The 23,911-nt window shown below is 56.6% G+C and carries 21 protein-coding genes; 16 read left to right on the top strand and 5 right to left on the bottom strand.

All coding sequences use genetic code 11. The annotated features are described in order from the left end of the window. Positions 1–2 precede the first annotated feature (2 nt). The 12 genes from NTX17_08560 to NTX17_08615 all read left to right on the top strand — a co-directional run bounded on the left by NTX17_08560 (position 3) and on the right by NTX17_08615 (position 15,645). Complete coding sequence (locus NTX17_08560; GenBank protein MCX5801422.1) at positions 3–2,399, top strand: heavy metal translocating P-type ATPase; 2,397 nt, start codon at positions 3–5, stop codon at positions 2,397–2,399. 107 nt (positions 2,400–2,506) lie between these two features. Then, positions 2,507–3,334 (top strand): histone deacetylase family protein, encoded by an 828-nt coding sequence (locus tag NTX17_08565; GenBank protein MCX5801423.1) that lies wholly within the window; start codon positions 2,507–2,509, stop codon positions 3,332–3,334. Between the two features lie 97 nt (positions 3,335–3,431). Further along, complete coding sequence (locus NTX17_08570) at positions 3,432–4,421, top strand: zf-HC2 domain-containing protein (protein ID MCX5801424.1); 990 nt, start codon at positions 3,432–3,434, stop codon at positions 4,419–4,421. A gap of 71 nt (positions 4,422–4,492) precedes the next feature. Next, a complete protein-coding gene (locus tag NTX17_08575; GenBank protein MCX5801425.1) occupies positions 4,493–6,439 on the top strand; it encodes a tetratricopeptide repeat protein in 1,947 nt (648 codons plus the stop codon). 434 nt (positions 6,440–6,873) lie between these two features. After that, positions 6,874–7,599: an HAD-IA family hydrolase gene (locus NTX17_08580; protein MCX5801426.1), complete on the top strand. Its 726-nt coding sequence runs from the start codon at positions 6,874–6,876 to the stop codon at positions 7,597–7,599. A 188-nt stretch (positions 7,600–7,787) separates the two neighbouring features. After that, entirely contained in the window at positions 7,788–8,150 is a 363-nt protein-coding gene (gene acpS / locus NTX17_08585) for a holo-ACP synthase (protein MCX5801427.1), read from the top strand. 56 nt (positions 8,151–8,206) lie between these two features. After that, positions 8,207–9,787 (top strand): NAD(P)H-hydrate dehydratase, encoded by a 1,581-nt coding sequence (locus NTX17_08590; protein ID MCX5801428.1) that lies wholly within the window; start codon positions 8,207–8,209, stop codon positions 9,785–9,787. Positions 9,788–9,871: 84 nt separating this feature from the next. Further along, a complete protein-coding gene (locus NTX17_08595; GenBank protein ID MCX5801429.1) occupies positions 9,872–10,708 on the top strand; it encodes a class II aldolase/adducin family protein in 837 nt (278 codons plus the stop codon). Between the two features lie 506 nt (positions 10,709–11,214). Further along, on the top strand, positions 11,215–11,988 hold the full coding sequence (locus NTX17_08600) for a class I SAM-dependent methyltransferase (GenBank protein MCX5801430.1): 774 nt from the start codon (positions 11,215–11,217) through the stop codon (positions 11,986–11,988). A gap of 59 nt (positions 11,989–12,047) precedes the next feature. Then, positions 12,048–14,198: a family 43 glycosylhydrolase gene (locus tag NTX17_08605; GenBank protein ID MCX5801431.1), complete on the top strand. Its 2,151-nt coding sequence runs from the start codon at positions 12,048–12,050 to the stop codon at positions 14,196–14,198. A gap of 166 nt (positions 14,199–14,364) precedes the next feature. Further along, the gene (locus tag NTX17_08610) at positions 14,365–14,535 is read left to right on the top strand and encodes a 4Fe-4S binding protein (protein ID MCX5801432.1); all 171 of its coding nucleotides are present in this window, start codon (positions 14,365–14,367) and stop codon (positions 14,533–14,535) included. A 231-nt stretch (positions 14,536–14,766) separates the two neighbouring features. Beyond that, on the top strand, positions 14,767–15,645 hold the full coding sequence (locus tag NTX17_08615; GenBank protein ID MCX5801433.1) for a permease: 879 nt from the start codon (positions 14,767–14,769) through the stop codon (positions 15,643–15,645). 3 nt (positions 15,646–15,648) lie between these two features. On the opposite strand, the gene NTX17_08620 is transcribed toward NTX17_08615, so the two are convergent. The 5 genes from NTX17_08620 to NTX17_08640 form a co-directional block, all read right to left on the bottom strand. Then, the gene (locus NTX17_08620) at positions 15,649–16,341 is read right to left on the bottom strand and encodes a hypothetical protein (GenBank protein ID MCX5801434.1); all 693 of its coding nucleotides are present in this window, start codon (positions 16,339–16,341) and stop codon (positions 15,649–15,651) included. A gap of 81 nt (positions 16,342–16,422) precedes the next feature. Beyond that, the gene (locus NTX17_08625; protein ID MCX5801435.1) at positions 16,423–17,865 is read right to left on the bottom strand and encodes a 2-oxoacid:acceptor oxidoreductase family protein; all 1,443 of its coding nucleotides are present in this window, start codon (positions 17,863–17,865) and stop codon (positions 16,423–16,425) included. Between the two features lie 17 nt (positions 17,866–17,882). Continuing rightward, the gene (locus NTX17_08630; protein ID MCX5801436.1) at positions 17,883–18,926 is read right to left on the bottom strand and encodes a 3-methyl-2-oxobutanoate dehydrogenase subunit VorB; all 1,044 of its coding nucleotides are present in this window, start codon (positions 18,924–18,926) and stop codon (positions 17,883–17,885) included. 77 nt (positions 18,927–19,003) lie between these two features. Further along, positions 19,004–19,297 (bottom strand): 4Fe-4S dicluster domain-containing protein, encoded by a 294-nt coding sequence (locus NTX17_08635; protein ID MCX5801437.1) that lies wholly within the window; start codon positions 19,295–19,297, stop codon positions 19,004–19,006. Between the two features lie 367 nt (positions 19,298–19,664). Continuing rightward, positions 19,665–20,675 carry a hypothetical protein gene (locus NTX17_08640; GenBank protein ID MCX5801438.1) on the bottom strand — a complete coding sequence of 337 codons (1,011 nt, stop codon included), beginning with the start codon at positions 20,673–20,675 and terminating at the stop codon, positions 19,665–19,667. 466 nt (positions 20,676–21,141) lie between these two features. Between NTX17_08640 and NTX17_08645 the strand changes: the two genes are divergently transcribed. From NTX17_08645 to hypA, 4 genes are all read left to right on the top strand, one after another. Next, positions 21,142–22,137, top strand: a complete 996-nt coding sequence (locus tag NTX17_08645; protein MCX5801439.1) for a hypothetical protein — start codon at positions 21,142–21,144, stop codon at positions 22,135–22,137. Continuing rightward, on the top strand, positions 22,131–22,586 hold the full coding sequence (gene mscL / locus NTX17_08650) for a large conductance mechanosensitive channel protein MscL (protein ID MCX5801440.1): 456 nt from the start codon (positions 22,131–22,133) through the stop codon (positions 22,584–22,586). The genes NTX17_08645 and mscL overlap by 7 nt, the downstream gene beginning before the upstream one ends. 187 nt (positions 22,587–22,773) lie before the next feature. Beyond that, complete coding sequence (locus NTX17_08655) at positions 22,774–23,322, top strand: hypothetical protein (protein ID MCX5801441.1); 549 nt, start codon at positions 22,774–22,776, stop codon at positions 23,320–23,322. 195 nt (positions 23,323–23,517) lie between these two features. Next, entirely contained in the window at positions 23,518–23,865 is a 348-nt protein-coding gene (hypA, locus tag NTX17_08660) for a hydrogenase maturation nickel metallochaperone HypA (protein MCX5801442.1), read from the top strand. Positions 23,866–23,911: the final 46 nt, after the last annotated feature.

A 23,911-nucleotide genomic window follows, 5' to 3' on the forward strand; every position in this document is an offset into this window, starting at 1 on the left:
TAATGACAGAGAACAACCGCATTGAAGGAAAAGGGAACACGAAGAAGGCAGTCGGGGACGCCGGACGCGGCGCCAAGCAAGAGTTGGAGAGAGTGGCGATTCCCATCAGCGACATGTCCTGTTCGGCCTGTGCCGCGGCGATTGAGAAGTCCCTGAGAAAGAAACGTGGCGTGATCGAGGCGAACGTCAATTTCGGAACCGAACAGGCCAACGTGACCTTCGACCCCGCGGCCGTTAGTATCGAGGAACTCCTGCGCGACGTGAGGAAGACCGGTTATACGCCCGGCGTTCCAAGAACCGCACGGGTGGGAACGGGGAGCGGCGACGAGAATGTGAGAGCAATGCGAATCGCTCAGAGAAGAATGTTCTGGGCATGGCTCCTTGGCGGTCCCGTCATCGTTCTCATGATCGCGGAAATGATGTCCGGCCACATGGCTTTCGGTGTTCATGGCACGGCCACCGGCATTCACGGAATGATCTCGGGCTCCCACGGCGCGGTCCTTGGCCCCCGTGGTGTCGCCTCCGCCCTCAACTGGATCTATCTGGCCCTTTCGGCTGCGGTTCTTTTCTGGCCGGGAGGGAACACTTATCGCGTCGCAGTCAAAGCGATTCTTCACGGCTCGGCAAACATGGATGTCTTGATCTCGATGGGCACCGCTTCCTCTTTCCTGACGGGTCCGGCGAACCTCGCGGGTGCTCCCATCCAGAACTACGCTGGAGTCGCGGCCATGATCATGGCGTTTCATCTCACGGGAAGATACGTTGAAGCCAAGGCAAAAGGCAAAGCCTCGCAGGCCATAAAGAGACTGCTCGAGCTGGGAGCAAAGACCGCGCGAATCATTGTGGGGGGCGAAGAGAAAGAGGCGGCTATAGAAGAGGTCAAGGCCGGTGACGTCATGGTCGTGAGGCCGGGCGAGAAGATGCCCACGGACGGAGTCGTTGTGTCCGGAAAGAGCGCCGTGGATGAATCAATGGTGACGGGTGAATCCATGCCGGTTTCCAAGAAGGAAGGAGACGAAGTCGTAGGCGCAACGATAAACCAGAAGGGCATTCTGTATGTTGCGGCGACGAGAGTCGGAAGAGAGACCTTCCTGGCGCAAGTCATAAAGATGGTCGAAGAGTTTCAAGGCTCGAAGGTTCCGATACAGGAGTTCGCCGACAAAGTCACCGCCGTGTTTGTCCCCATTGTGCTGCTTGTAACCCTCACGACTTTCCTGCTCTGGCTTGGGCTTCCGCATTTCTTCTATTCCGTGGCTCAGTGGGCGAGCGCCTTTCTGCCCTGGGTCACGCCGGACGTCGGCCGCGTTTCACTCGCCATTTTCGCAGCCGTGGCAGTTCTTGTAATTGCGTGTCCCTGCGCGCTCGGGTTGGCAACCCCGACCGCCATCATGGTCGGAAGCGGGATGGGCGCCGAGCGGGGCATTCTCATTAGAAGCGGCGAGGCGATTCAGGCACTGAAAGACGCCGACATCATTGTCTTCGACAAAACGGGCACCATCACGAAGGGGAAACCGGCGGTGACGGACGTCATTCCGGTGTCCTCGCTGGGTGAGACGCGCTTCCTCAGTCTCGCCGCTTCGGTGGAAGCGGCGTCGGAGCATCCGCTTGCCGAGGCGGTTGTCGAACGCGCGCGGGAAGGGGGTGTTTCCTTCCTGGCGGTCACGGATTTCGAGGCGATAAGCGGGAAGGGCGTTGTCGGGGTCGTGGACGGCAAGAGGGTATTGATGGGGAATCGCGCTCTCATGGAAGCGGAGCGCGTCGATTACTCGCTTGTCGAGGAAGAAATCGCCAGACTCGAACATGACGCAAAGACGACGGTGATGCTCTCCGCGGACGGAACCATCTGCGGCGTCATCGGTATCGCCGACACTCTCAAACCGGACTCGGAGACCGCAGTGACCGAACTCAAGCGAATGGGCCTTCGGGTGGCGATGCTGACAGGCGACAATGAAAGAACGGGTCGTGCGATTGCGCAAAGCGTCGGAATTGACAGAGTGCTCGCGAACGTCCTACCCGAGGCGAAGGCCAGAGAGATCCAGCGTCTTCAAGCGGAGGGCCTGAGAGTGGCGATGGTAGGTGACGGTATCAATGACGCCCCGGCCTTGACTCAGGCGGACGTTGGAATCGCTATCGGCACCGGTACGGACATAGCCATCGAAGCTTCCGACGTTACACTCGTGAGAGGCGACCTTTCGTCAGTGGTATCCGCGGTCAAGCTCTCGCGAGCGACGTTCAATAAGATCAGGCAGAATCTCTTCTGGGCCTTTTTCTACAACGTGGTGGCAATCCCCGTCGCCATGCTCGGGCTCTTGCATCCCGTTATCGCCGAGATCGCCATGGCCGCAAGCTCGGTGAACGTGGTTACCAATTCCGTGAGACTGAGGCGAACGAAAATCTAGCCGTCTTTTTCCGCACACGGTTCTGTTTTTCGTGAGGGGCCGTCTCTGATAGAATCGATAGAATCTATTCGCGGCTCAATCCTGTTCAACACGAAGATCGGGTTCCCATGAAGATCGTCTTCTCCGAGAAATGTCTCGAGTATGCGAGTCCGGGGCACCCGGAGAGTCCGGACAGGGTGAGACTTGCTCACGAATATCTTAAAGATGGATACGAATTCGTAGAACCGGGAACGGCGAGCGAGGCAGACCTCTTGCTCGTGCATTCAGAAGAGCATCTGCGCAGGCTCAAGAGTCTTCGCTTCCTCGACCTGGATTCGCCTCCGTATCCCGACATCTACAAGTACGCGGCGCTTTCGGCGGGAGCGGCAATTGCTGCCGCGAAGAAGAGCGGTTTTTCGCTCATGCGACCGCCCGGCCACCACGCCGGTCGCTCGAGCGTCGCGGGCTTCTGCTACGTCAACAACGTGGCGATTGCGGTCAAGAAACTCGCAAGGAAGACACTGATAGTAGACATAGACGGCCATCACGGGAATGGTACAGAAGAGATCTTTCTTGGGGACGCAAACGTTACGTACGTTTCCCTTCACAGGCATCCTCTTTATCCAGGCACGGGACTGGACTCTCGGGACAATTGTCACAACTATCCGCTGCCGGCCTTCTGCGGAGACGAAGCGTACCTGAAGACCTTCGAGAACGCTCTTGATTCAATCGGCATGGACGGCGTGCAACAGGTCGCCATTTCCGCGGGGTTTGACGCTCACGAATCGGACCCACTGGCTTCGTTGGGTCTGAGCAGTCACGCATATAGGAGAATCGGAGAGATCATCTCAAAGCTCGGCGTACCGGTGTTCGCGGTTCTGGAGGGCGGGTACGACGGGACGGCGTTGGGACCCAACATAGAACAGTTATTGCAAGGCATGGCGCAGAAAGAGTAAGCTGTGAGACACGCTGAGAGCGAGAGCGTGCGGACACAAGCGGCGCGCGGACGACCGGTGCCTCTGCGGCTACGGTTCCGTCTCGCGCGGTGTTGACGTGGCAAGGGAGGGCGAGCGGAGGCGTTGCGGCGGCAGAGCCGCGGTGGCTGCATCTGGGAAAGGGCAAGCTTGCATGGACAGCGGCAGTACAGTAATTGACGAGGGAGTCATTGATCGTGCAATCAATGGAGACAAAGAAGCTTTCTCGGTGATCGTGAGAGGAACCGGCGCGCGCGTACTTCTCGTTGCGGAGAGAATTCTACGGAATCCCGAGGATGGGATCTCTGCTGTTCACAGTCTTTTTGTGATAGCCTTCTCCAGTCTCAAGAAACTCAAGAGCAAGGGCTTTCTCGAAACCTGGCTCCTGCAGATTCTTGTCGGTATTTGCGGTGAAAGGCTGAAAGAGAAGGGCCGGAAGGCCAGGGCAACAGCCGTGCCGGGACATTCGGAACCCGAGATCCATTGTGGCGCAGGCGTTGCGACGGCCGCCGTGACTTCAGCCGAATCTGCCTTCCGTCGTCTTTCTGAGATAAGAGCCAGAAGCGAGCACGTGAGACGAGCGGTCGACGGCCTTCCTTTCAAGGAGAGAACCGCCGTGATGTTCCGCGATTGGGATGGTGTGAGCGCGATCGAAGTGGCCGAAATACTTCGTGTGAGCCGCGACGACGTGCGAAAACTCCTCGTGGGTGCCAGAAAGATCCTGGCCGCTACGCTCGAAGCTTCCGAGGGTTGGTGTTCCTACGCGCAAGATATCCGAAGTGCCAGAACAATGGCCGCAGGCGAGAACGGTGCTCTCGTGAAGAGCAAGAGTCACAACAAGTGCGGAAAACACTCGGAGCTACTTTGGCTTTTTGTCGGCGGCGAGTTGGGCCAGACGGAGCAAGTGGATCTGATTGCTCACCTGGAGCGTTGTCCCGCGTGTCGCGAGTGTCTTGCCCGCGCCTCGGTCGTTCTTGAAGCAGTGAGGGAGGCCGCTCCCGTGGAGGACGAGCCGCGGCTCGCACCAGACACCCTGTGGAAGGAAATTGAGCCGCTGCTGGCGGTCTAGGTGTCGCCATCGATAAGAGATCCTCAGCGTCGCGCAAGGTTCAATCGAGAATTGGCGCAGTAGAGCATTTCTTGAGCTGTCATCCCGGGCTCACTTTACTCGCGGCACTCACAATACAGGTCGTCACCCGCCTCGTCTATCTCATATACCTCCACAGAAATCCTTTCTTCGCCGACCCGATCTTGGATTCGCGACTATACGATTCCTGGGCGCTCCAGATAGCTGCCGGTGATTGGCTTGGACACGACGTTTTCTTCATGGGTCCGCTGTACCCCTATCTCCTCGCCCTGATCTATCTGGTCGTCGGACACAATCCGTTTGCCGCCGTGGCAGTTCAACAGGCAGTGGGAGCGATCAGTTGTCTGCTCGTATTCCTCATAGCAAGAAGGGTGTCCGGCGCGCTTGTGGCCCTGACGGCTGCAGTGATCCTCGCATTCTATGGACCCTTACTCTTCTTTGAGGGACTTCTCCTCCCGGAATCCCTTGGTATCTTCCTGAGCATGTTGTGGCTCTACCTTCTAGTCAGAGCTGAAGCAGGAATCGGACTAGGAACGTGTCTATGGACGGGCGTGTTAGTGGGGTTAGCGGCGCTTGTTCGAGGCAGCGCCCTCATCTTTCTCGTAGGGATTCTGTCATGGTTTGCCATCAGGCTGGGCATCAGAAAAACGAGGACGTGGCTCCTGTTCATGGGGGTGCTGGCAGGAACAGCGGTGGCGATCGCGCCGGCGACGCTTCACAACTACGTCGTAGGACATGACCTGGTCATGATAACCTCAAACGGGGGCCTCAACCTGTACATAGGAAACAACGAGAAGGCCAATGGACTCTACAACCCCATCAAAGAGCTCCGAATGGTCGGGGCAGATCCAGAGAGCGATTGGACGGGGAAGCATCACGCAGAACAGTTGCTGGGTAGAACCCTAATACCTTCTCAAGTCTCGACCTACTGGATGAACCAAAGCGTTCATTTCATTGTCGGCAAACCGATCAAGTTCATCACGCTCCTGTTGCGTAAGCTCCTGCTCTTCTGGAACGCGTACGAGTTTCCGCAGATCGACGATTACTACATTTGGAGAGACGCTTCTCGCTTCCCCTTGCCACTGATGTCCTTTGTCTTCGTGGGACCTCTTGCCATCACAGGAATAGTGCTCACTTTGAGAAAACGCGAAAAATTCCTTCTCCTGCACATTTTTGTTGCCACGTACACGGTCTCCATATGTCTCTTTTTTGTCACGGCACGCTACAGAGTTCACATCGTCCCGGTGCTCGCAATATTTTCGTCCTACGCACTGTGGTGGTTGATAGATCGCATCGACACCAGGCAGTACCGGCAAGCGGGCCTTGCGTTGTGCGTCGTGATCGCCTCGGTGGCGCTCACCGGGAGGCCGATGCTGTCCGCTCTCGGCATCAGCCCGTCAGTTAAGTCGTGGTATTGGCACTTCTCAAGAGGCACGAAATTCCTGAATGATCCGAGCAGGCTGGATGACGCGATCCGGGAGCTGACGCAGGCCGTGCAACTGAATCCACGCAACCCCGAGGCCTTCAACAATCTTGGCATGGCGTACGAAAAGAAGGGTGTGCCCGCCCGGGCAACGGCCATATTCCAAGACGCGCTTCGGATCGACTCCACTTATGTCGAGGCGCGATACAACCTCGCGTTCTTGAAACAAAAGGAAGGAGATTACACCTCTGCCATCCAGCTTTATCGAAAGGTACTGGAGTTGCAGCCGTATCTTCCTCGGGCTCATTTCAACCTCGGCATATGCTGTTTTCGATCCGGCGATCCGGCCGCGGCGGCCTACGAATTGCGCAAGACCCTGGAATTGGAGCCCGGGAGCGCCGAAGCTCACAACCAGCTTGGCATCGTCCGGGGCGAGCAAGGTGCCCTTGACGACGCGGTCGAGGAGTTCGAGGCCGCCCTTCGACTGAATCCGGGTTATCCCGCCGCCAGGGCGAACTTGGAGCTGGCGCGGAAACTCGAATCCGCACGCCGTCGGTCATCCGCGCCCGTCCATTAGTCATTATGTGACGCAAACCCTCGAAGCACCGCCGTCCCACAACTCGCTTGACAAAAACGTTCAATCGGCGCATCATTTCTTGGTGTTTCTTGTTGTGTGTCACTGGATGGAACTCTTTAACAGCGGGAGGGGAGGTAGAAGTTAATGGAAACTTCATTTCCTGATTGCAGAAAGTGCCACGATGGCGTTCTTATCCCTTTGAGCGATTACGGGCGTGACGGTGCTCCAATCACATACAAGGCGTGGGTTTGTTCAAACCCGAACTGCGGCTTTAACGTAAGAATCGATAACGGCGAAATTAGTCTGGGTCGTACGGTCGGTCCTTCGAGCAAGTGACCCGTTCTGATATTCCGCTCCCGTCGGCCAGAGGCAGGCCTATCAGAACACTTTCTAGGTCACGACTCTCGTGACCTAGTTCGGTTTGGTGTCCCTGAATGATCAAGGCCATCATCTTCGATCTCGACAATACTCTCACTGATTTCGTCAGGATGAAGGACACGTCCGTCGAGGCAGCAGTGGACGCGATGATTGATGCCGGCCTCACCCTTCCTCGCGACGAGCTCAAGGGGAAGATATATGCCGTCTACGAGGAGGAAGGCATAGAGTATCAGAACGTTTTCGACAAGCTCCTCCAGCTTGAATTGGGGCACATCGACTACAAGGTGCTGGCCGCCGCGGTTGTGGCCTACCGTCGCGCGCGCGATTCCTCCCTCGTACTTTATCCTCACGTGATTCTTGCGTTGATGGAGCTTTTGAAAAGGGGCCTCAAGATGGCCGTCATCTCCGACGCTCCCAGGGCGCAGGCGTGGCTTCGTCTATGTCACCTCAATCTCCAACATTTCTTCGACCACGTAGTCACATTTGAAGACACTGGCGAGCGAAAGCCTAGTGCCCTGCCGTTCAAGAAAGCTCTTTCACTTCTTCGCGTTGATTCTTCAGAGGCTCTGATGGTAGGCGATTGGCCCGAAAGAGACGTCGTCGGCGCGGCAAAAGTTGGAATCAAGACCGTGTTTGCGCGCTACGGCGACACGTTCGGAACGGTCCACTCCGGAGCGGATTTTGAGATCGGCGACATAATCGAACTGGTTGAGATTGTGGACAAACTTAATGTCCCGGGGCAGAGCCAGGACTCAACGAGAGCGACCTGTTCAGAGCGCTAGTCTCAAAGCCGCGATGATCTCCGGCTCGCGATGGCGCAATCTATCGTGCCGACGCGCCTCATCGTAATAGCGCGCGTGGCACGTTCCGGCAAGGCAGTCCTCTGTCTGATAGCGTGTTCTTCGCCGGTGCCGCGTGAGCGAGCGGCGACGGCGATTTCTTCGTCGTTTCTCGTTTGGAGGATCGGGAGTTGGCCTTCTCTGTCGGCATCGACATAGTCGAAATCGAACGGATCCGGCAAGCAGTAGACGTGCACGCGGAACGCTTCTTGAGGAAAGTGTTTTCTTCCGAGGAAATTTCCTTTTGCCTCGGTCGAGCCGACAGCATGGCGTGTCTGGCCGCTCGCTTTGCGGCCAAGGAGGCCTTCAAGAAGGCGATTCGGGCATCGATTCCGGTGGCGTGGCGAGAGATAGCAGTCCTGCCGGAAAGCGACGGCGGTCCGACCCTGAGATTAGTGAGTTCGCTCGGCGACAGACTCGACGGGCATTTCACTTTGAGTCTGAGCCATTCGCGCGACTACGCCGTTGCGGTTGTGCTCTGGGAGAGAACTTGATTGCACGAATGCTTCATGTGAGCCCTCGATTTCGGCAAAGGTGACAAGGAGCTTCAGTGAAAATCGCCACGCCTGAACAAATGCGGAACATCGACAAACGAGCAATGGAAGAACTCGGCGTTTCAGGTCTCACTCTTATGGAGAAGGCCGGGGAAGGAGTCCTGATCGTCATAGAAAACGTCGTGGGTGATGTGAGAGGCAAGAGTTTCGCCGTCTTGTGCGGAAAGGGGAACAACGGAGGAGACGGATTCGTTGTCTCAAGACTTCTTCGCGAAAAGGGCGCTCATGTCACGGCATTCTTGCTTGCCAGAGCAGACGAGGTTTCGGGAGACGCGTCCGTAAACATGCACCGCTTTGCTTCGATGGGAGGAGAGCTACGGGAGCTAACCGAAGTCGATCTTTCTAAGGATCTGACCCCGGCACTTGGCAAGTCACATTTCGTTGTGGATGCGATCTACGGCACCGGCTTCAAGGGGCGCACCTCCGGTACTGCTGCACAGGCCATTGACTTGATCAACTTCTGCGGTCGCACGGTTTTCTCCGTCGATGTGCCTTCCGGCCTTGACTGTGACACGGGCAGGTCTGAGGGAAACTGTGTAAAGGCTCACGCCACGGCAACGCTCGCGCTTCTCAAGAAGGGTCTTGTGTTCTATCCGGGCCGCAAGTTTGCCGGAGAGATCTCTCTGGCGGACATCGGAATTCCGAACGAATGCGTCGAAGAAGAAGAAATCGAGCTTGAGCTCACGGACAATCTACTTGCGAAGGATTGGTTCCCAACTCGCGAGCCCGACGTCCACAAGGGTGACTGCGGCAAGATCGCCGTTGTCGGCGGTTCGGTTGGATTGACGGGTGCGGTGGCGCTTTGTTCTATGGCCGCCGTACGAACCGGAGCCGGCCTTGTGACTGCCGCCATTCCAGAAAGTCTCAACGACATTCTTGAAGTCAAGATGACCGAGCCGATGACCAGGCCTGTTCCGGAGACCGAGGAACGTACACTCTCGATCGAGGCCAAGGACGAAATTCTCCGCCTCGTCGAATCTTGTGACGTGCTCGCCCTAGGTCCGGGTCTCTCCAGACACTCGGAAAGCGCGGCGCTTGCCCGAGCAATAGTATCATCCGTCACAAAGCCGATTGTTCTTGACGCCGACGGCCTCAATGCGTTTGCGGGTCACACTGAGCTCCTCGCAGAAAGCGGACAGCGACTCATCATTACGCCCCACGTTGTTGAGATGTCTCGTCTGTCCGGCGAAGAACCCGATACCGTACTCCGGGACAGGGTCGGTGCAGCGAAGCGCTTTTCCGCGAGACTCGGCATCGTGGTCCTGCTAAAAGGAGCTCCGACCGTAATTGCGCAGCCGAACGGCACGACCTACGTCAACCCGACCGGGAACGCCGGCCTGGCATCCGGAGGCTCCGGAGACGTCCTTACAGGGATCATCGCCGGTCTCCTGGGGCAGGGGCTGTCTCCTGTCCGTGCGGCGGCACTTGGTGCATACCTGCACGGGCTCTCGGCAGACGTGGCGAAGGAGAAGTCCGGCGAAGAGGGCATGATAGCCAGCGATCTTATCGAATGCATTCCTGAGGCCATCCTACGGCTCAGGGCCGGATGGCAAGCGGGTTTTACGAGGGTGGGCTAGCCTGCACTTGAACGTGCATCTCTCACGTTTGTGCAAATGGCCGAGTCTCGGTGGGACTTCTCCCACTTTCGAAGGTGACTATCCTTGAGTGCTCAGTTCCAACACAAGAAAGACATAATCGAGACGGGTCGCAGACTTTATCTGAAAGGATTCGTTGCCTCTCACGACGGCAACATCAGCATTCGGATCGACGCGAGAGAGATCCTCACAACGGCAAGCGGAGTCTGCAAGGGCCTTCTGAGTGCGGAAGACGTCGTACTCGTCGACACGCAGGGGAAGAAGATCGCCGGGAGGGGAGAGCCCTCTTCTGAACTGAAGATGCACCTCCTTGTCTACGAGAAGCGTCCTGACGTCAGGGCCGTCGTCCATGCGCATCCGCCAGTAAGCACGGGGTTCGCCGTTGCGGGCATTCCGCTCGCGCAATGTATCTTGCCGGAAGTAGTGGTGAGTCTAGGCGCGGTGCCTGTCGCAGCCTACGGCACGCCTTCCACGTACGAGGTTTGCGAAGCCATAAGGCCGTACGTCGAGAAATCTGAAGCATTCTTGCTCGCCAATCACGGCGTCGTGACGTTGGGGGAAGATGTCCTGCAAGCCTATTACAGGATGGAAACCGTGGAGCACTTCGCCAAGATCCTCCTGACGGCGAGGTTGCTCGGAAACGTAAACGTGCTTTCCCGCGAGCAAGTGGAAAAACTGATGGAAGTGAGAAAACAGGCGGGTGTGCGAGGAAAATTCCCGGACTGTGAGAGCTGTGGATACTGTAGCGGAAGCCCAGGAAGCATAGCGGGAGCCACGACCGGAGCCGCCCCCCGAGCCGCGGTCCGACCGGCCGTCCCGACAGGAACCAACTCATCTCCCGAGGATAGAGAACTGATAACTCTCATCACAGCAGTTATCAAGGAGATGACTCAAGGGAAATAGGGGAGAGAGAAGCTTTCCGATGTGGGGACGAGAGGGTTTGCTCGCGTTGGAGACGCCCCAGAGGGACAATCGAATGGCCTTCGTCGATTTGACTTGAGACCGGCCAGCTTACGTGGTATAATATTGTCAGTAGGGATGCGCACTTTGTTTTCTGCTGCGCTGAGGGTCAGCCCTGGATTACGACTGAGCCGCTGGAGTGGGTAAACTCTGGCGGCTAGTCTTTTGGCGGGCGCACCTTGGTTCCTGGCGGGTAGGCTCTGGTTCCTGCCGGGCACGCTTCAGTTCCTGACTAAAGAGACAGGCCCGCAGAGCCGGGAGACAGACAGGGACCGAGAGAGGAGTAGATCACGAGAAGCATAACTCATTGTCCTCTCTGCAGGAGCACCAATCTCAAGAGACTCCCCTTCGAGTACTGGTACCAGCACGAACCGTTCCCGGGCTGCCGATGCACCGGTTGCGGACTCGTTTTTCTTTCCGTCCAGCCCGACAGGGAGACACTGGAAGAAATGTACGGCGCACAGTACTTCGAGAGCGATTTCCGCTGCGGCTCTGCGCCCGCGTCTTATTTCAGCGCCGAGGAGCCTTTTGCGAGAGAAGCAGCCTCGGCTCTCAAGCTGATCCGCGAACTCACGGGGAAAACCGGGGGTAGGTTGCTCGAGATCGGTTGTGCCGGAGGATGGCTTCTCAAGGCCGCGCGAGAAGCCGGATGGAAGGTCAAGGGAGTCGAGATTTCACGGGAGGCGGCGGAATTCGCTCGGGCCAAACTCGGCCTGGACGTCTTCTGCGGCAGCCTTAGCGAGGCAGCGTTTCCTCCTCACAGTTTTGACGTGATCTACATGGCAGACGTGCTGGAGCACATACCGGATCCGGTCGGTTTCGCCGGCGAGTTGCGAAGGATCGTTGCGCCCGACGGTCACGTGGTCGTTTGTGGCCCGACCGCGCTCAATGCCCTGTGGCGGAGGCTCGGTGTTCTTGCCTACGGTTTGTTCAACAAGACCAGGTCGATAGCGGCGGCGCCGTATCACCTTTTCGAATACAATCCCCAGACCATAACGCGACTCTTTGAGAACGCCGGGTTCGACGCGGTTCACTTAATGAAGAAAAAGATTCCCCCTGGACTCAGATCTCGCGGGATTGAGGACTTCCTCGTTCTTGCAGTCGAGCTCGTGAACTATCCTGTCACTCTGCTTTTCGGGCTTTGGAGTGATAGGGTCGTTCTTTGTGCGACGCCTCGCGCGGGAGACGCAAAGGGATCGAGACCTTCGCTGGTCTGTCCATGACAATTGTGTTATGATCACCGGTGGCGGGGTGGTTGTCATTCATGGAGAGTGCGCAAGACATGACCCGAGAGAGTAAGATCAGTGCCAGACTGGCCACGTTTCTCCGTGGGCGTACCGTGCTTCTTGCCGCGCTGTGTTATGGATGCTGCCTATCTGTTGCGCTCTTGAACTCGCCTTGCGTTTCGGCTGCACTGCTGAAAATCGATTTTGACCAGCGCTACCTCCACGAACCAGGGTGGGTCATCAAAGATCACGCTTTTATCAAGGTCGATTCTGTCTATCACGTGTTCTACCAGCGAGGGCCTGATTATTCCAGTTCTCGCCTGGCGGTTGACAGCATAGGGCATGCGACGAGCCTGGACATGAAACACTGGAACATTCACCCTCCGGTACTCGCTGTCCAAAGTCACACGTGGGAAAATGCGGCGGTGTGGGCGCCGTTCGTCATGGAAAACCCTGCCGGCGGCTACATCATGTACTACACGGGCGTGGACTCCAACGAGGTGGAACGGATAGGGGCTGCGACTTCGGAAGATTTGTTCACGTGGACGAAGTATGCGGGCAATCCGATCTTCAGACCCGACACCGCTTGGTCGGCTTGGGACAGCACTGTACAGTACTCAAGTTGCCGCGACCCCTACGTATACTGCGAAGACGGAACCTACTACCTGCTCGTGACGGCCCACGCGAACGACGGAAGCGGGGTGGTAGCCTCCGCGATTTCAACGGACCTCTTCAATTGGACGGACAACGGTCCCATCTACACTCACTCCGGCACGGATCGGTGGCACGCGATTGAGTCATGTTTTCTCATCAAGAGAAACGACACGTACAGACTGTTTTTCTCCGAACAAGACAGCCCGCCGGGCACGTCATACATGGCTTCGGACTCGCTCTATTCCGGCTGGGACATCAGCGCTCGCCGGGTTGTGGACTCGGGCATCGCCCCGGAGATCCTGAATGGCGACGGCGTCGAGCTGTTTTCCAGATTCAGCAAGTTCTTGAAGGGAGACACCGTCAACACGGCTGTCAAGATAGACACGTTGCGATGGGATGATGACCTCCCCAACACCGAAGGTCCGCATCCCTTGGCCGAGCACTGGTACGATATCAGCGGCGAAGCCCTCTACTACCAGCCTGCCTTCGGAGACAATTCGTGGCAGCGAGGTGGCGAACACTGCGGATATATCGGGAATTCCTGGCTGGGAACCATGGAGTACTTCCAGGGACCGCTTCAGGCCGGTTGGAGCGGTTGGGCGTTGGGGGAAGACGCGCGAGGCTCCGCCAAGAGCTATCCTTTTACGATTCAAGCTGACAGTATCAGCCTTCTCGTAGGCGGCGGCAATCACCCCGACTCCGCTTTCGTGGCGCTCTACAGGGCTTCTGACGATTCCTTGCTTTTCAGCGAGACAGGAAGGAATTCCGACACGATGGACAGAAGAGTCTGGCTGGTGCGTTCTCTCAAGGGAGAGAGTGTCTATCTGAAGATAGTCGATGATGCGTCCGGCTATTTCGGGCACATCAACTGCGACGAGATAGCAGAGTTCTTTGCCCAGCCCGACGTTACCCCTCCTTGGGTGAGCCTGTTCGAGCCGAGCGGCGCCGAAACCCTGGTTCAGGGAGAGCAGTTCGAGATACGCTGGAAGGCCGGAGACGAAACCGCAATTGATTCCGTCGTCCTCGAGTATTCGCTCGACGGCGGTTCGACCTTTCCATATCTTATAGCCCGGCCGTCGCCGCAGGACACGTCTTACCTTTGGAACATTCCCCAGACGTATTCCGATAGCTGCCTGGTGCGAGCGACTGTCTATGATTGGGGCCCCAACAGTACGAGCGATCAAAGCGACTCACTTTTTAGAATCGTGGCGTACATCGGAGTTGACGAGAATCCCTCCAACGCTCCTGCAATAGAGAGGAAACTCGCCTTAAGCGTTCAAGGACAGAATCCTTTTGCGGAGCGAACTTCGTTCCGCTTCAACCTGCCTTCGTCGTTCGCTGGAAGACGATTCTCTCTGGACGTGTTCGACACGGCCGGGAGACACGTTCGCGATCTCACACGAGGAACATGCCCTGCAAACGGCGCAGCACTCTCTGCCCCCTGGAACGCCTGCGATGAAAGCGGAAGACTCGTAGGTTCGGGAATATACTTCGTGCTGCTCAGGGTCGATGGCACCCCACTCCTCACCAAGAAAATCGTCCTGCTCAAGTGAGTGCCCTGCTGAAAGCGCACAATTCCAGCCGGCAGAGGGGAACCTGCCGGGGTCAAGCAACGACGGTTGACTCAAGTTTTTTCGTTTGCTTCAACGCGTGCCAGATGATAGACTGCCTCGTTCTAATTGAATGTAGGTGCACTTCTGATGTCAGGAGGTGAGCTGGATGCCATACGAAATAACAGAGGAGTGCATTGCCTGTGGAGCATGCCAACCTGAATGCGCTGAGGGTGCAATCAGTGAAGGCGATCCGATATACGTGATTGACCACGCAAAATGCACCGAATGCGGCTCGTGTGCAGAAGTCTGCCCGGTGGAATGCTGTGTGCTGAAATAGGCGCGAGCACCAGGCGAGAGAGGTCTGCTACGACGCTTGCTTCTCGAGAATAATAGAGGGTGGTGTCGAATTTCCGATCTGACCGTGTGCCGTTCGGAAACGTGGTTTGTCCTTCTAGTGGTTTCTTCGACACCACCCTCTTTTCTAGCTTATGCCATTTTGCCGTAAGCTCATCGCACAGAGGTCGCTTTCGACGTAGTCTCACCGCATTACCTGCCGGCGGAGGAGAGCTTGGACAAGGTAATAGAAATAGTCCGTCAATTCGGCCTTCTTATCTTGGAGGTAGCTCCGTACTTTGTCCTCGGAGCTCTTGCCGGAGCGACTCTCAAGAGTTGGCTCCCGCTAAGCATTGTGGATCGCCACCTGAAACCGGGAATAAGATCCATACTGGCCCTCTCGGTTTTGGGTGGGCTACTACCGGTTTGTTCCTGCTCCATGATGCCCCTGGCTCGAGCAATGAGAGAAAGGGGGGCGGCCCTGGGCGCCGTTATGGCCTTCCTTGTCACGGCACCAGTCGTGAGTCCGGTCACAATTGCTCTCACGTGGGGATGGCTGGGTCCGGAGTTTGCGGTCGCCAGGGTCGTGGCTGCCTTCGCGGGGGCGATTGTCCTGGGCATATCGATAGAGCGTTTCACGCGGCGTCCGGTCGAGTCGGAGGCGCCGTCCTTGCCCAAGGGATCAATCGTGTCCAGTGTAACTTCGTGTGGCTGTGCGAACGCATTCTTTCCCAACCTTCTCACGATACTCAAGGATCTATGGGGTTACCTTTTGATTGGGATCGCGATTTCGGCAGTCATTTCGGTGCTCGTTCCCACAGACCTCATACCTTCATTGCTGGGGAACGGCCCTCTGGCTTTCATTCTTGCAGCGGTTGTGGGCGTGCCGATCTACGTGTGTAGCGGCGAAGAAGTGCCCATTGCAAAGGCGCTCTTGAGTGTCAACCTGTCGCCGGGTGCCACCTTCACGTTTCTTCTCTCTTCAACTGGAACTTGCCTACCGACTATTCTGATGGCGTCAAAGTTCTTGGGTAAGAAGAACGCCGCCCTTTACGCCCTGTTCTGGCTTGTCTTTTCTATAGGCGCCGGGTTGGTATTCGCGGCTGCGTGGTAGGACCTAGGCCGTCTTTCCTTCTCTGAGTGGCCTGACGTTTCTCCTGGCCCCTCCAATCTCTCTGCGTGCGCCGGCCGCGAAGGGCACTGTTTCTCCCGGAACCTCATAGGGGTCGGCTCCAAGCACTCTGTGCAGGAAAAGGTACAGAGAATGCCAGGCATGAAAGAGTTCTCTTCTGTCCTCCTCACTCACCGCCAAAGCAGAGTCAAGGGAAGGGAACAGCTCGAGAATCTCTATGAAGTCCTTTTCCTTCGTGCTCGCTTCTCTCCTGATGTCACCCATGCCGTGAATGGACTTCAGAAAACTGACCGAGTTGGCCACCGCAACCTTGGCCTTGAGAAAGGAGTTCTCCGCTGCCGGAGACAATTGAGGTTGCGTACGCGAGAACGAGAAAAAGAAGCCCAGTTCTTCCCAAGACACAAGTAGTCTTCTCAACTTTCTGGTGGTCTTGTTCGGGTGCGCGGCCCAGAGAGCTCTGGCGAGGCCGGGCCTGCCCGAGAGATAACCGGTCTGCCCCGCACTTTGCAGTCTGGAAATCTGACGTGGCGGCGTGGTTACGAGAGGCACGGTGGTGTCGCCGGGGGTGGCGAGGTCGGAGGCGACTGTGTTTGAGAGCGGCACGGTCGTCGAAGGCTGGGAACACGATTGGGACGTCTTGGGTGAGATCTGCAGCCTGAGCTTGCCAAAGAGATTCATCTAAACCTCCAGTTCGCAGCTTCGGAGATGCAGCTCGGATCCACACGCAACGCCGCGATCCAAACACGATGCATTGAGGCATCACTTCTTGAGAGAGCGCGCGTACTCCATTCCCGTCTCGAGAGCCTTCCTGTTGAGTTCATAGAAGTCCTTTCTCGGCACGGAAATGGGGATGGCTTGGAGAACGGCCTCCTTTGAGACGACACATGTATATTCTATCAGGGCTCCGAGTGCAACCATATTCGACACTCTCGTGTCACCGAGGTCGTCGGCAAGTTTCGCAGCCGGCACCGGCAACACTCTCACGTCACTTCTCTGCGGAGGTCTATCGATGAGCGAGCTCTCGTAGAGAATGAGGCCTCCCGGGACGACGTCAGACTCGAACTTCTCAAGAGAAGGTCTGTTCTGTGCGATCAACACCGTGGGGCGCGATACAAGCGGTGAGCCCACCTTGGAATCGCTCAGAATGACGTGGCAGTTCGCGGTGCCGCCACGCATTTCCGGCCCGTATGAGGGCAGCCAGCTCACCTGATACCCCTGTCTCATTCCGGCCTCGGCGAGCACTAGCCCGAGAACGAGAATCCCCTGGCCGCCAAAGCCTGCTATCTTGAACTGCGGGTTTCTGTTCTCCGGAGACGGAAAGACTTTCGGGAGAGGCGACTCTTTCTCCTTCTCTTCCCAACCGAGAATTCTCTTTATCTCGTCAAATGGTGGCGCACCGTCAGGGTCTTTGAAGAAATAGGGAGCCCTTTCCGAAGTCACGTCCTTGAAGACCCCGAGCTTGAAGTTTTGTGTTAGCACGTCGGCGACCCAGCGTTTTGCGTCGCGCGGTTCCATTCTCCAACCCGTCGGACAAGGAGAAAGGACTTCGACAAGCGAAAACCCCTTTCCGTCAACCTGGCACTGGAGAGCCTTTCTCACAGCTTTCCGTGTCTGATTGATGGACTTCGTGTCGGCGAGAGAGACTCTCTCTATGTACGCAGGACTTTCCAGTACGGAGAGGATCTCGCAGACCTTTATGGGATATCCTTCGTTCCTGGGGTCCCTTCCCCTGGGCGACGTCATCGTCTTCTGCCCGACGAGACTGGTCGGCGCCATCTGGCTTCCCGTCATGCCGTAAATCGCGTTGTTGACAAAAAACACCGTGATGTGTTCGCCCCTGTTTGCGGCGTGGAACACGTTGTTCCATCCTATCGCCGCGAGGTCACCGTCGCCCTGGTACGTTATCACGATCTTGTCGGGATGAGCGCGCTTGATACCGGTCGCGGCCGCTGGAGCTCTTCCGTGAGCAACCTGTACGTTGCCGACGTCGAAGTAATAGTAGGCGAACACGCTGCAACCCACGGGGCTAATGAAAATGGTCCTGTCGCTCAGACCCATTTCGTCGAGGGCCTCGGCGATCAATTTGTGAAGATTGCCGTGCCCGCAACCGGGACAGTAGTGAGTCGTGATCTTGTCCGTCCCAGGTTTCCTTTGGTAACTGTCGTAGAATGTGCGTGGTTTCTTCAGAACTTCAACTGCCATACGTCGGTACCTCTAGCTCAGGTTTTCTCCCTGATCTTTTCCAGCAACTCCTCCGCCGTCGGGACGGAGCCTCCGTACCTGGTGTAAAGATGTACGGGCCTTCTCCCCTCTACGGCGAGACGCACGTCGTCGACCATTTGTCCGGTCGAGAGCTCGCACACGAAAAACGCGTCGACTTTCTCCGCGAGTTCACGAATCTTCTTGGTCGGAAACGGCCAGAGACTGATGGGGCGCAGCAAACCGACCGGGAGCCCGGCCGTCCTCGCCGCATTCACGGCGGTGTGGAGTATTCTCGATACAATTCCGTAGCCTATCGTCACGACTTTTGCGCCGTCCAGTTTGTATTCCTCGAAGCGAACCTCTTTCGCCTCCACGTCGTCGTATTTTCTCTTCAGATGGCTCACGTGCTCTTCAAGTTCCTCCGGCGACAGGTATATCGAGCTTATGAGGTTGCCCTTCGTTTCCTTGTCACCCGTCACGGCCCAAGACTTCTCGGGTGGCGGGCTCAGCCTTTCCGGTAGCATGAGTGGCTCAATCATCTGGCCGACGAAACCGTCGGTCAGTATTCCGACGGGATTTCTGTACTTGTCGGCGAGCTCGAACGCAAGAATTGTGAGATCACACATTTCCTGGACGCTGTTCGGCGCAAGCGTGATGACCTTGTAGTTTCCGTGCCCCCCGCCTTTCACCATCTGGTTGTAATCGCTCTGCTCAGGCGCGATGTTGCCCAGTCCGGGGCCTCCGCGCATGACGTTCACCACAACGCAAGGCAACTCGGAGCCGGCGCAGTAGGAGATGCCTTCCTGTTTTAGACTCATACCGGGGCTCGAAGAGGCCGTCATGGTCCTCTGGCCGGCGGACGAGGCGCCGTAGACCATGTTTATCGATGCAATTTCGCTTTCGGCCTGTATGAACGTGCCGCCGGCTTCGGGAATCCACTTCGCGGCGGCGTGGGTGATCTCGCTGGCAGGCGTAATCGGGTAGCCAAAAAATGACCTGCAACCCGCCAGAATCGCTCCTGCTATGATGGCGTCGTTACCTCTCATCAGCTTTCGCTTCATTCGGCTACTCCTGCTTTCTCGCCTTCTCTTGATCTCTGTCCCTGCACATTCTTCCTGCGTGTTCCTTCTGACATTTCTTACTCGTCTTCGGTCTTCTTGTCGTCCGTTGTCTTGGTCTTCTTGTAGACCTTGATCGCACCCGGCTCGGGGCAAGCGTAGAAGCAAATCCCGCAGCCGGTGCAGCCTTCGCCCGCGTAGGTAGCTGGATGGTAGCTGCGCTCGTTGAGACTCTCTGACATGACAATGCACTTCTTCGGGCAAGCATCGGCGCACAACTGGCAGCCCTTGCATTCGGATGGGAAGAACTCAACGTAGGGAGGCTCGTGCGGTGGAGCCTGCTCGTCAGTCTTCTCAGTGGTTTCTTGGGCCATCGGCGACTCCTCCGATTATGTGCTAATAGTTAGGTTGGCAATCCGGAGTGAGCGGCGCGAATGCCCACTCATAAGCGTCCGCTCCGGAAGCGACACGCACGACTTGCGCGCGAGGGCGTAGCCTCCCACTCGTGTGGGACGTGCGTTGTTCCAACGCACACGCGGAGCGTCGTTCTGGATACGCTCGGCGCAACACAGCCAAACACACCAGTATAACAGGAAAACGAGGGACTGTGCAAGAACGGAAGCGAAGCCTGGAGACAGAATCGCGTTCCCATTGTGATAGGGAAGAGGCCTCACTGCTAAGGCAGTGAGGCCTCGTACTACTTGCGCGCTTCAAGCAAGGGGTGATAGAGCCAAGCAGCCTTTACCGATACAATACCTTGATCTTACCCCAGGTCGTTTCTGTCACTGTGGTGGGCCAGGTATTATAGTAGGTGTCAACAAAGCCCGTTCCTGTTACCGTGTAGGCCGCCCCGGGCCAAGGGTCAGCTTGGATTATGATTGTTCCTCCGACTTTGTCCTTACCCTCAACGGGAGAGGCTCCAGAACCAATCTCGGTCCAGTACGTCTTCACGTTGTGGTTGTGAAGTCTCGTGAGACTTTCAGACCTAACGTAACCATAGCCGTTGCTGCCCAAAGAAATCACGGCCACCTCTGGGGTAGTCGCATTGAGCCAAGTGTCGTATGAAGACGTAGCAGAACTATGGTGATGGACCTTGTACACCTCCACGTCTCCCACCTCCGGCCCGACCGTGGGTTCCACTGAGGGACTTGCCGTGAGGTCACCTCCCATCACCTCATCAAAACCGCCGTACGTGATCTTTAGAACCATACTGAGTGCATTTTCGTCCGTCCCGCCGTAGACCCCGGCCCCATTCAAATCCACGCACTTGATGACGACGGGATAGGCTGAACCGGCGTCAAGCGTGATGGTTTGACCCTTAACCATCGTCTGCCTCTTACTGCCCAGGCAACTCACGTAGTTGTTGTAGGTCTGGGAGGTATAGGAAGAGCCTCTGTCGTATCCGGCGATGTTCAACGCGACGCCGGCACTAAGAAGGTTGCACAGGCAGCCGATGTGGTCGGAGTGGTAATGTGACGCAAAGTGGTAGTCAACGCTTGTTATCCCCAGACTTTGAACATAGTTCACGATCGGCGAGCAGTTATTGTACGGGCCCTCGTCAACCAGCACGACTTGGCCCAGCGGGCTGATGATGATAGCCCCGTCTCCCTGTCCGACGTCGACGTGGTGTATCTGAAGCTTACCGTTTCCCAGCGCCGCCAGCAGACACGGGGCCCACAGGGCTAGCAACGCAACACTGAAGATTGCGACAACGAATCGCCTGTCCAGAGAAAGACCTCTGCTCTTGCACATATCCTCCGTCCTTCCGTCAGGTTCTACACCAAGTGAGCTGGGGCTCTCACCGGCTCGCTCCCCAGCGAATAGGCTACCGAAACGGCAACCTTCCTTCCGACACGTGTCGTTCAAGTCCGTGGGGACTCGACGACACTCTGTTACGCCTCTCTAATACATTATTATATCAGAAGATATCCCGAGAAGCAAGGAATTCAGCGGGTCTGGACGGCCAGCACGGCACAACCGCCCTATTCTTAATGAGATAAGAGCGTTCGGTCCGGGGGGGAGTCGTTCCCCGTTTCTCGTCGGCGCGACCGCGCACGGTCAATTCGACGTTGACCGGGAACCCCGCTTGTCATAGTCTGTGAACGATGCGGGTTTCCTGAGAAGGCGCCTTGTCACCGTCGCGAGCGGCAGGCGTACGTCCATCGCCTATCAGGCGACCCTTCGCAGGTGAGGACCTGTAGCCTGAGGGAGGTTCGTCATGAAGCAGTTTACTCATGCATGGTTGGCGTTTGCGGCGATCAGGAGACTGGAGGACGTGAAGCTATCTACCGCAGATCGGGAGTGTGCCAACTCCCTGACCAGGTGGTTCAAGAATCACAAGGACGGCGTGATAAGGGGGGCATGGTATCCCGATTCAATGATAAAGGACATGGCGAGCAGTCACGTTCTGAAGATCACACCAGCCGAAAAAGATCAGAGCAAGAATATGTTCAAGGCGCTCCCGGCCACGTACTTGATCCAGGAATGCACGAAGAAATCTCCGCTGAGAGAGAAGTCCTTCGTGATAGACAAAGAGACGAATCTACCCGATCGATGCGAGTCCATCGCGCATTCGGTGATAGACCATCTCAAGACACAGGAAGGCGAAGAGAAGGGGTCGCCCGTCTCGCCAAGCGACAACCAGATCGCTCTAATACTCTTCATGTTGAGCCACTACGTGGCAGACGGGCACGTGCCTTTTCATTGCGACGCCAGAATGTTTTCGAAGGGGAAGAATCTCCACGCGCACGTGGAGGGCCGGTGGGACGAAGCCGTCAGACACTACTATCGAATTGACGAGGACAACGAACGATTCTTTTACGACTCCAATGGATATCCTTTGATGTTTTCCGGTACGGACGAAGAATATGAGTCTTCGTATCTGAGAGCCGTTGATGACTCTCTGAAGAACAGGACGTTCACCAAAGAGTTTGGGGACAAGAACAACAACGTTTGGGACTTCATGAGCGCCGTATGTCAGCATTCCTATCTTCTCTCGTACTCCATGATTCCTCAGGGGTATGACCACACAAACGTTACCCTGAAGAACTGGGAAGCCCTGGGTTCGGCACCGTTTGGGGAAGTCAGCCGGGCGATTCTGTCTGACGCGATTGATTCGATAGCGCGGGTTTGGTTCAGGGTCTGGCAGAGATATGTGAAATGGGAAGCAGAGCAGAGGAACACAACAAAACTGCAAGGAGGTCTAGCGTGCTGAAGGAATTCAAGGAATTCGCCATGCGTGGCAACGTGGTAGACATGGCCGTGGGTATCATAATCGGCGCGGCCTTTGGTACCATCGTCAACTCGCTTGTCTCCGACATCATCATGCCGCCCATCGGTCTGTTGCTGGGCAACGTGGACTTCACCAATCTTTTCATAGTGCTGAGACAGGGCGCCGCCTCCGGCCCCTATTCTTCTCTTGCTCAGGCCCACGAGGCCGGTGCCGTCACGATGAATTACGGTGTTTTCATCAATGCAATCATAAGCTTCCTCATCGTGGCCTTCGCGGTGTTCCTTCTCGTTCGGAGTGTCAATAGACTGAAGCGCCCGGTGAAGCCTGCTGCTGCCGCGCCGGCGACGAAAGAGTGTCCTTATTGCCTGTCCGGCATTGCACTGAAGGCAACGCGCTGTCCATTCTGTACCTCTACGCTGGCCACGGTTTAGACCGGGGTGAAGCTATAGTGTGCGGGCAACCATAACCATGCGCATTCCATCTCTGATGCGCCGCGACACAATCACAAATGCTGAAAAGGCGAGAAAGGCGCAATCTGCCTCTCAGAAGCGAGGACAAATCTGGGTTCGGTGGGTTCGTACTCGAGACCGACGCCCCGAGGGAAAGGAGTTCAAGCAAATGCACGGAACGTGGATACGATCGTCGATATTGTGTGCTCTCATAGCGCTTACGTCGGTGACTTGCCTCCTATGCTGTTCCAAATGGTCACCGCAGAGGAAGCCCGTTGAGTTGCGATACTTTCCGATTGACGACATGGCGGGAATCATCACCAGGTCACACGTTGAGATCGATACCATGATTTCGAGCGACGGCAATGGATCTCTGCGAATTGCAGCGCAGGAATCCACGGTGGTGCGCCTGTTCGAAACGGGCGACGTTAACGTTGAGAACGCCACGTTGATCTATCAAGCCAGGCTCCGCACGGAAAGAGCGGAGGGTAACGTGTACCTGGAAATGTGGTGCAGTTTTCCTGGCAGGGGGGAGTTCTTCTCGCGCGGACTCACGATGCCGCTGACCGGTACCACGGATTGGACGACGGTGGAGATACCATTCTTCCTGCAAGGGGGTCAAAATCCTGACAATTTGAAGCTCAATCTGGTCATCACCGGGGCGGGAACCGTGTGGGTTGATGACGTTCGTATCATCAAGGCGCCACGCGGGCTTTAGCCGTGCCTTTTCCTACCGAGAGTGCGGGGCATGGTTCAGGGTGCGGGATATCGCCAGGGCGCGCGCATCGTTGTTGGCGGGTAAAAAGGTCTCCGGAGCGGGCAAAATGATGCTAGAATTAAGAGCTAGCCATTGGTCGCGTTGCGTCGCGCGGCGAGTTCGACGCGCCGCCGATTGCCTGTGCCCTCGGAGACCATGCACGAGTTAACAGTAGCCCAGAGAATTCTTGAGATTGCAGAAGAAAAGGCCAGAGATTCTGGCCTTTCCAGGATTACGGGAATAAGAGTCCGCGTGGGCTCTCTTACGACCGTAGTTCCTGAAGCCCTTGACTTCTGCTTTGGCTTTGCGAGGGAAGATACTCTTGCCGGAAATGCGAATCTCGTAATCGAGGAGGTTCGAGCCGAGGCACGATGCAATTCCTGTGGCATTGTTTTTCCGGTGGAGCAATCCTTCTTTCTCGTTTGTTCTTCCTGTGGTTCTTCTGACACGGCCCTGCTGAAAGGAACGGAGCTTGATTTGTTGAGCATAGAAGGAGAAATCTAGATCGCACGCAGTCGCGGCTACCCGCAGGCGCCGGATCGCCGTAGAT

Source organism: Candidatus Eisenbacteria bacterium (genome assembly GCA_026388185.1).
Lineage (GTDB): Bacteria > Eisenbacteria > RBG-16-71-46 > JAFGJU01 > JAFGJU01 > JAPLKG01.

Excerpts from the sequence above, each read along its gene's own strand:
- NTX17_08605 (MCX5801431.1), top strand. The coding sequence starts at position 12,048 with ATGACCCGAGAGAGTAAGATCAGTGCCAGACTGGCCACGTTTCTCCGT.
- NTX17_08645 (MCX5801439.1), top strand. The coding sequence starts at position 21,142 with ATGAAGCAGTTTACTCATGCATGGTTGGCGTTTGCGGCGATCAGGAGA.
- NTX17_08600 (MCX5801430.1), top strand. The coding sequence starts at position 11,215 with ATGTACGGCGCACAGTACTTCGAGAGCGATTTCCGCTGCGGCTCTGCG.
- NTX17_08580 (MCX5801426.1), top strand. The coding sequence starts at position 6,874 with ATGATCAAGGCCATCATCTTCGATCTCGACAATACTCTCACTGATTTC.
- NTX17_08610 (MCX5801432.1), top strand. The coding sequence starts at position 14,365 with ATGCCATACGAAATAACAGAGGAGTGCATTGCCTGTGGAGCATGCCAA.
- NTX17_08560 (MCX5801422.1), top strand. The coding sequence starts at position 3 with ATGACAGAGAACAACCGCATTGAAGGAAAAGGGAACACGAAGAAGGCA.
- NTX17_08640 (MCX5801438.1), bottom strand. The coding sequence starts at position 20,675 with ATGTGCAAGAGCAGAGGTCTTTCTCTGGACAGGCGATTCGTTGTCGCA.
- NTX17_08625 (MCX5801435.1), bottom strand. The coding sequence starts at position 17,865 with ATGGCAGTTGAAGTTCTGAAGAAACCACGCACATTCTACGACAGTTAC.
- NTX17_08635 (MCX5801437.1), bottom strand. The coding sequence starts at position 19,297 with ATGGCCCAAGAAACCACTGAGAAGACTGACGAGCAGGCTCCACCGCAC.
- NTX17_08565 (MCX5801423.1), top strand. The coding sequence starts at position 2,507 with ATGAAGATCGTCTTCTCCGAGAAATGTCTCGAGTATGCGAGTCCGGGG.
- NTX17_08620 (MCX5801434.1), bottom strand. The coding sequence starts at position 16,341 with ATGAATCTCTTTGGCAAGCTCAGGCTGCAGATCTCACCCAAGACGTCC.
- hypA (MCX5801442.1), top strand. The coding sequence starts at position 23,518 with ATGCACGAGTTAACAGTAGCCCAGAGAATTCTTGAGATTGCAGAAGAA.
- NTX17_08630 (MCX5801436.1), bottom strand. The coding sequence starts at position 18,926 with ATGAAGCGAAAGCTGATGAGAGGTAACGACGCCATCATAGCAGGAGCG.
- NTX17_08655 (MCX5801441.1), top strand. The coding sequence starts at position 22,774 with ATGCACGGAACGTGGATACGATCGTCGATATTGTGTGCTCTCATAGCG.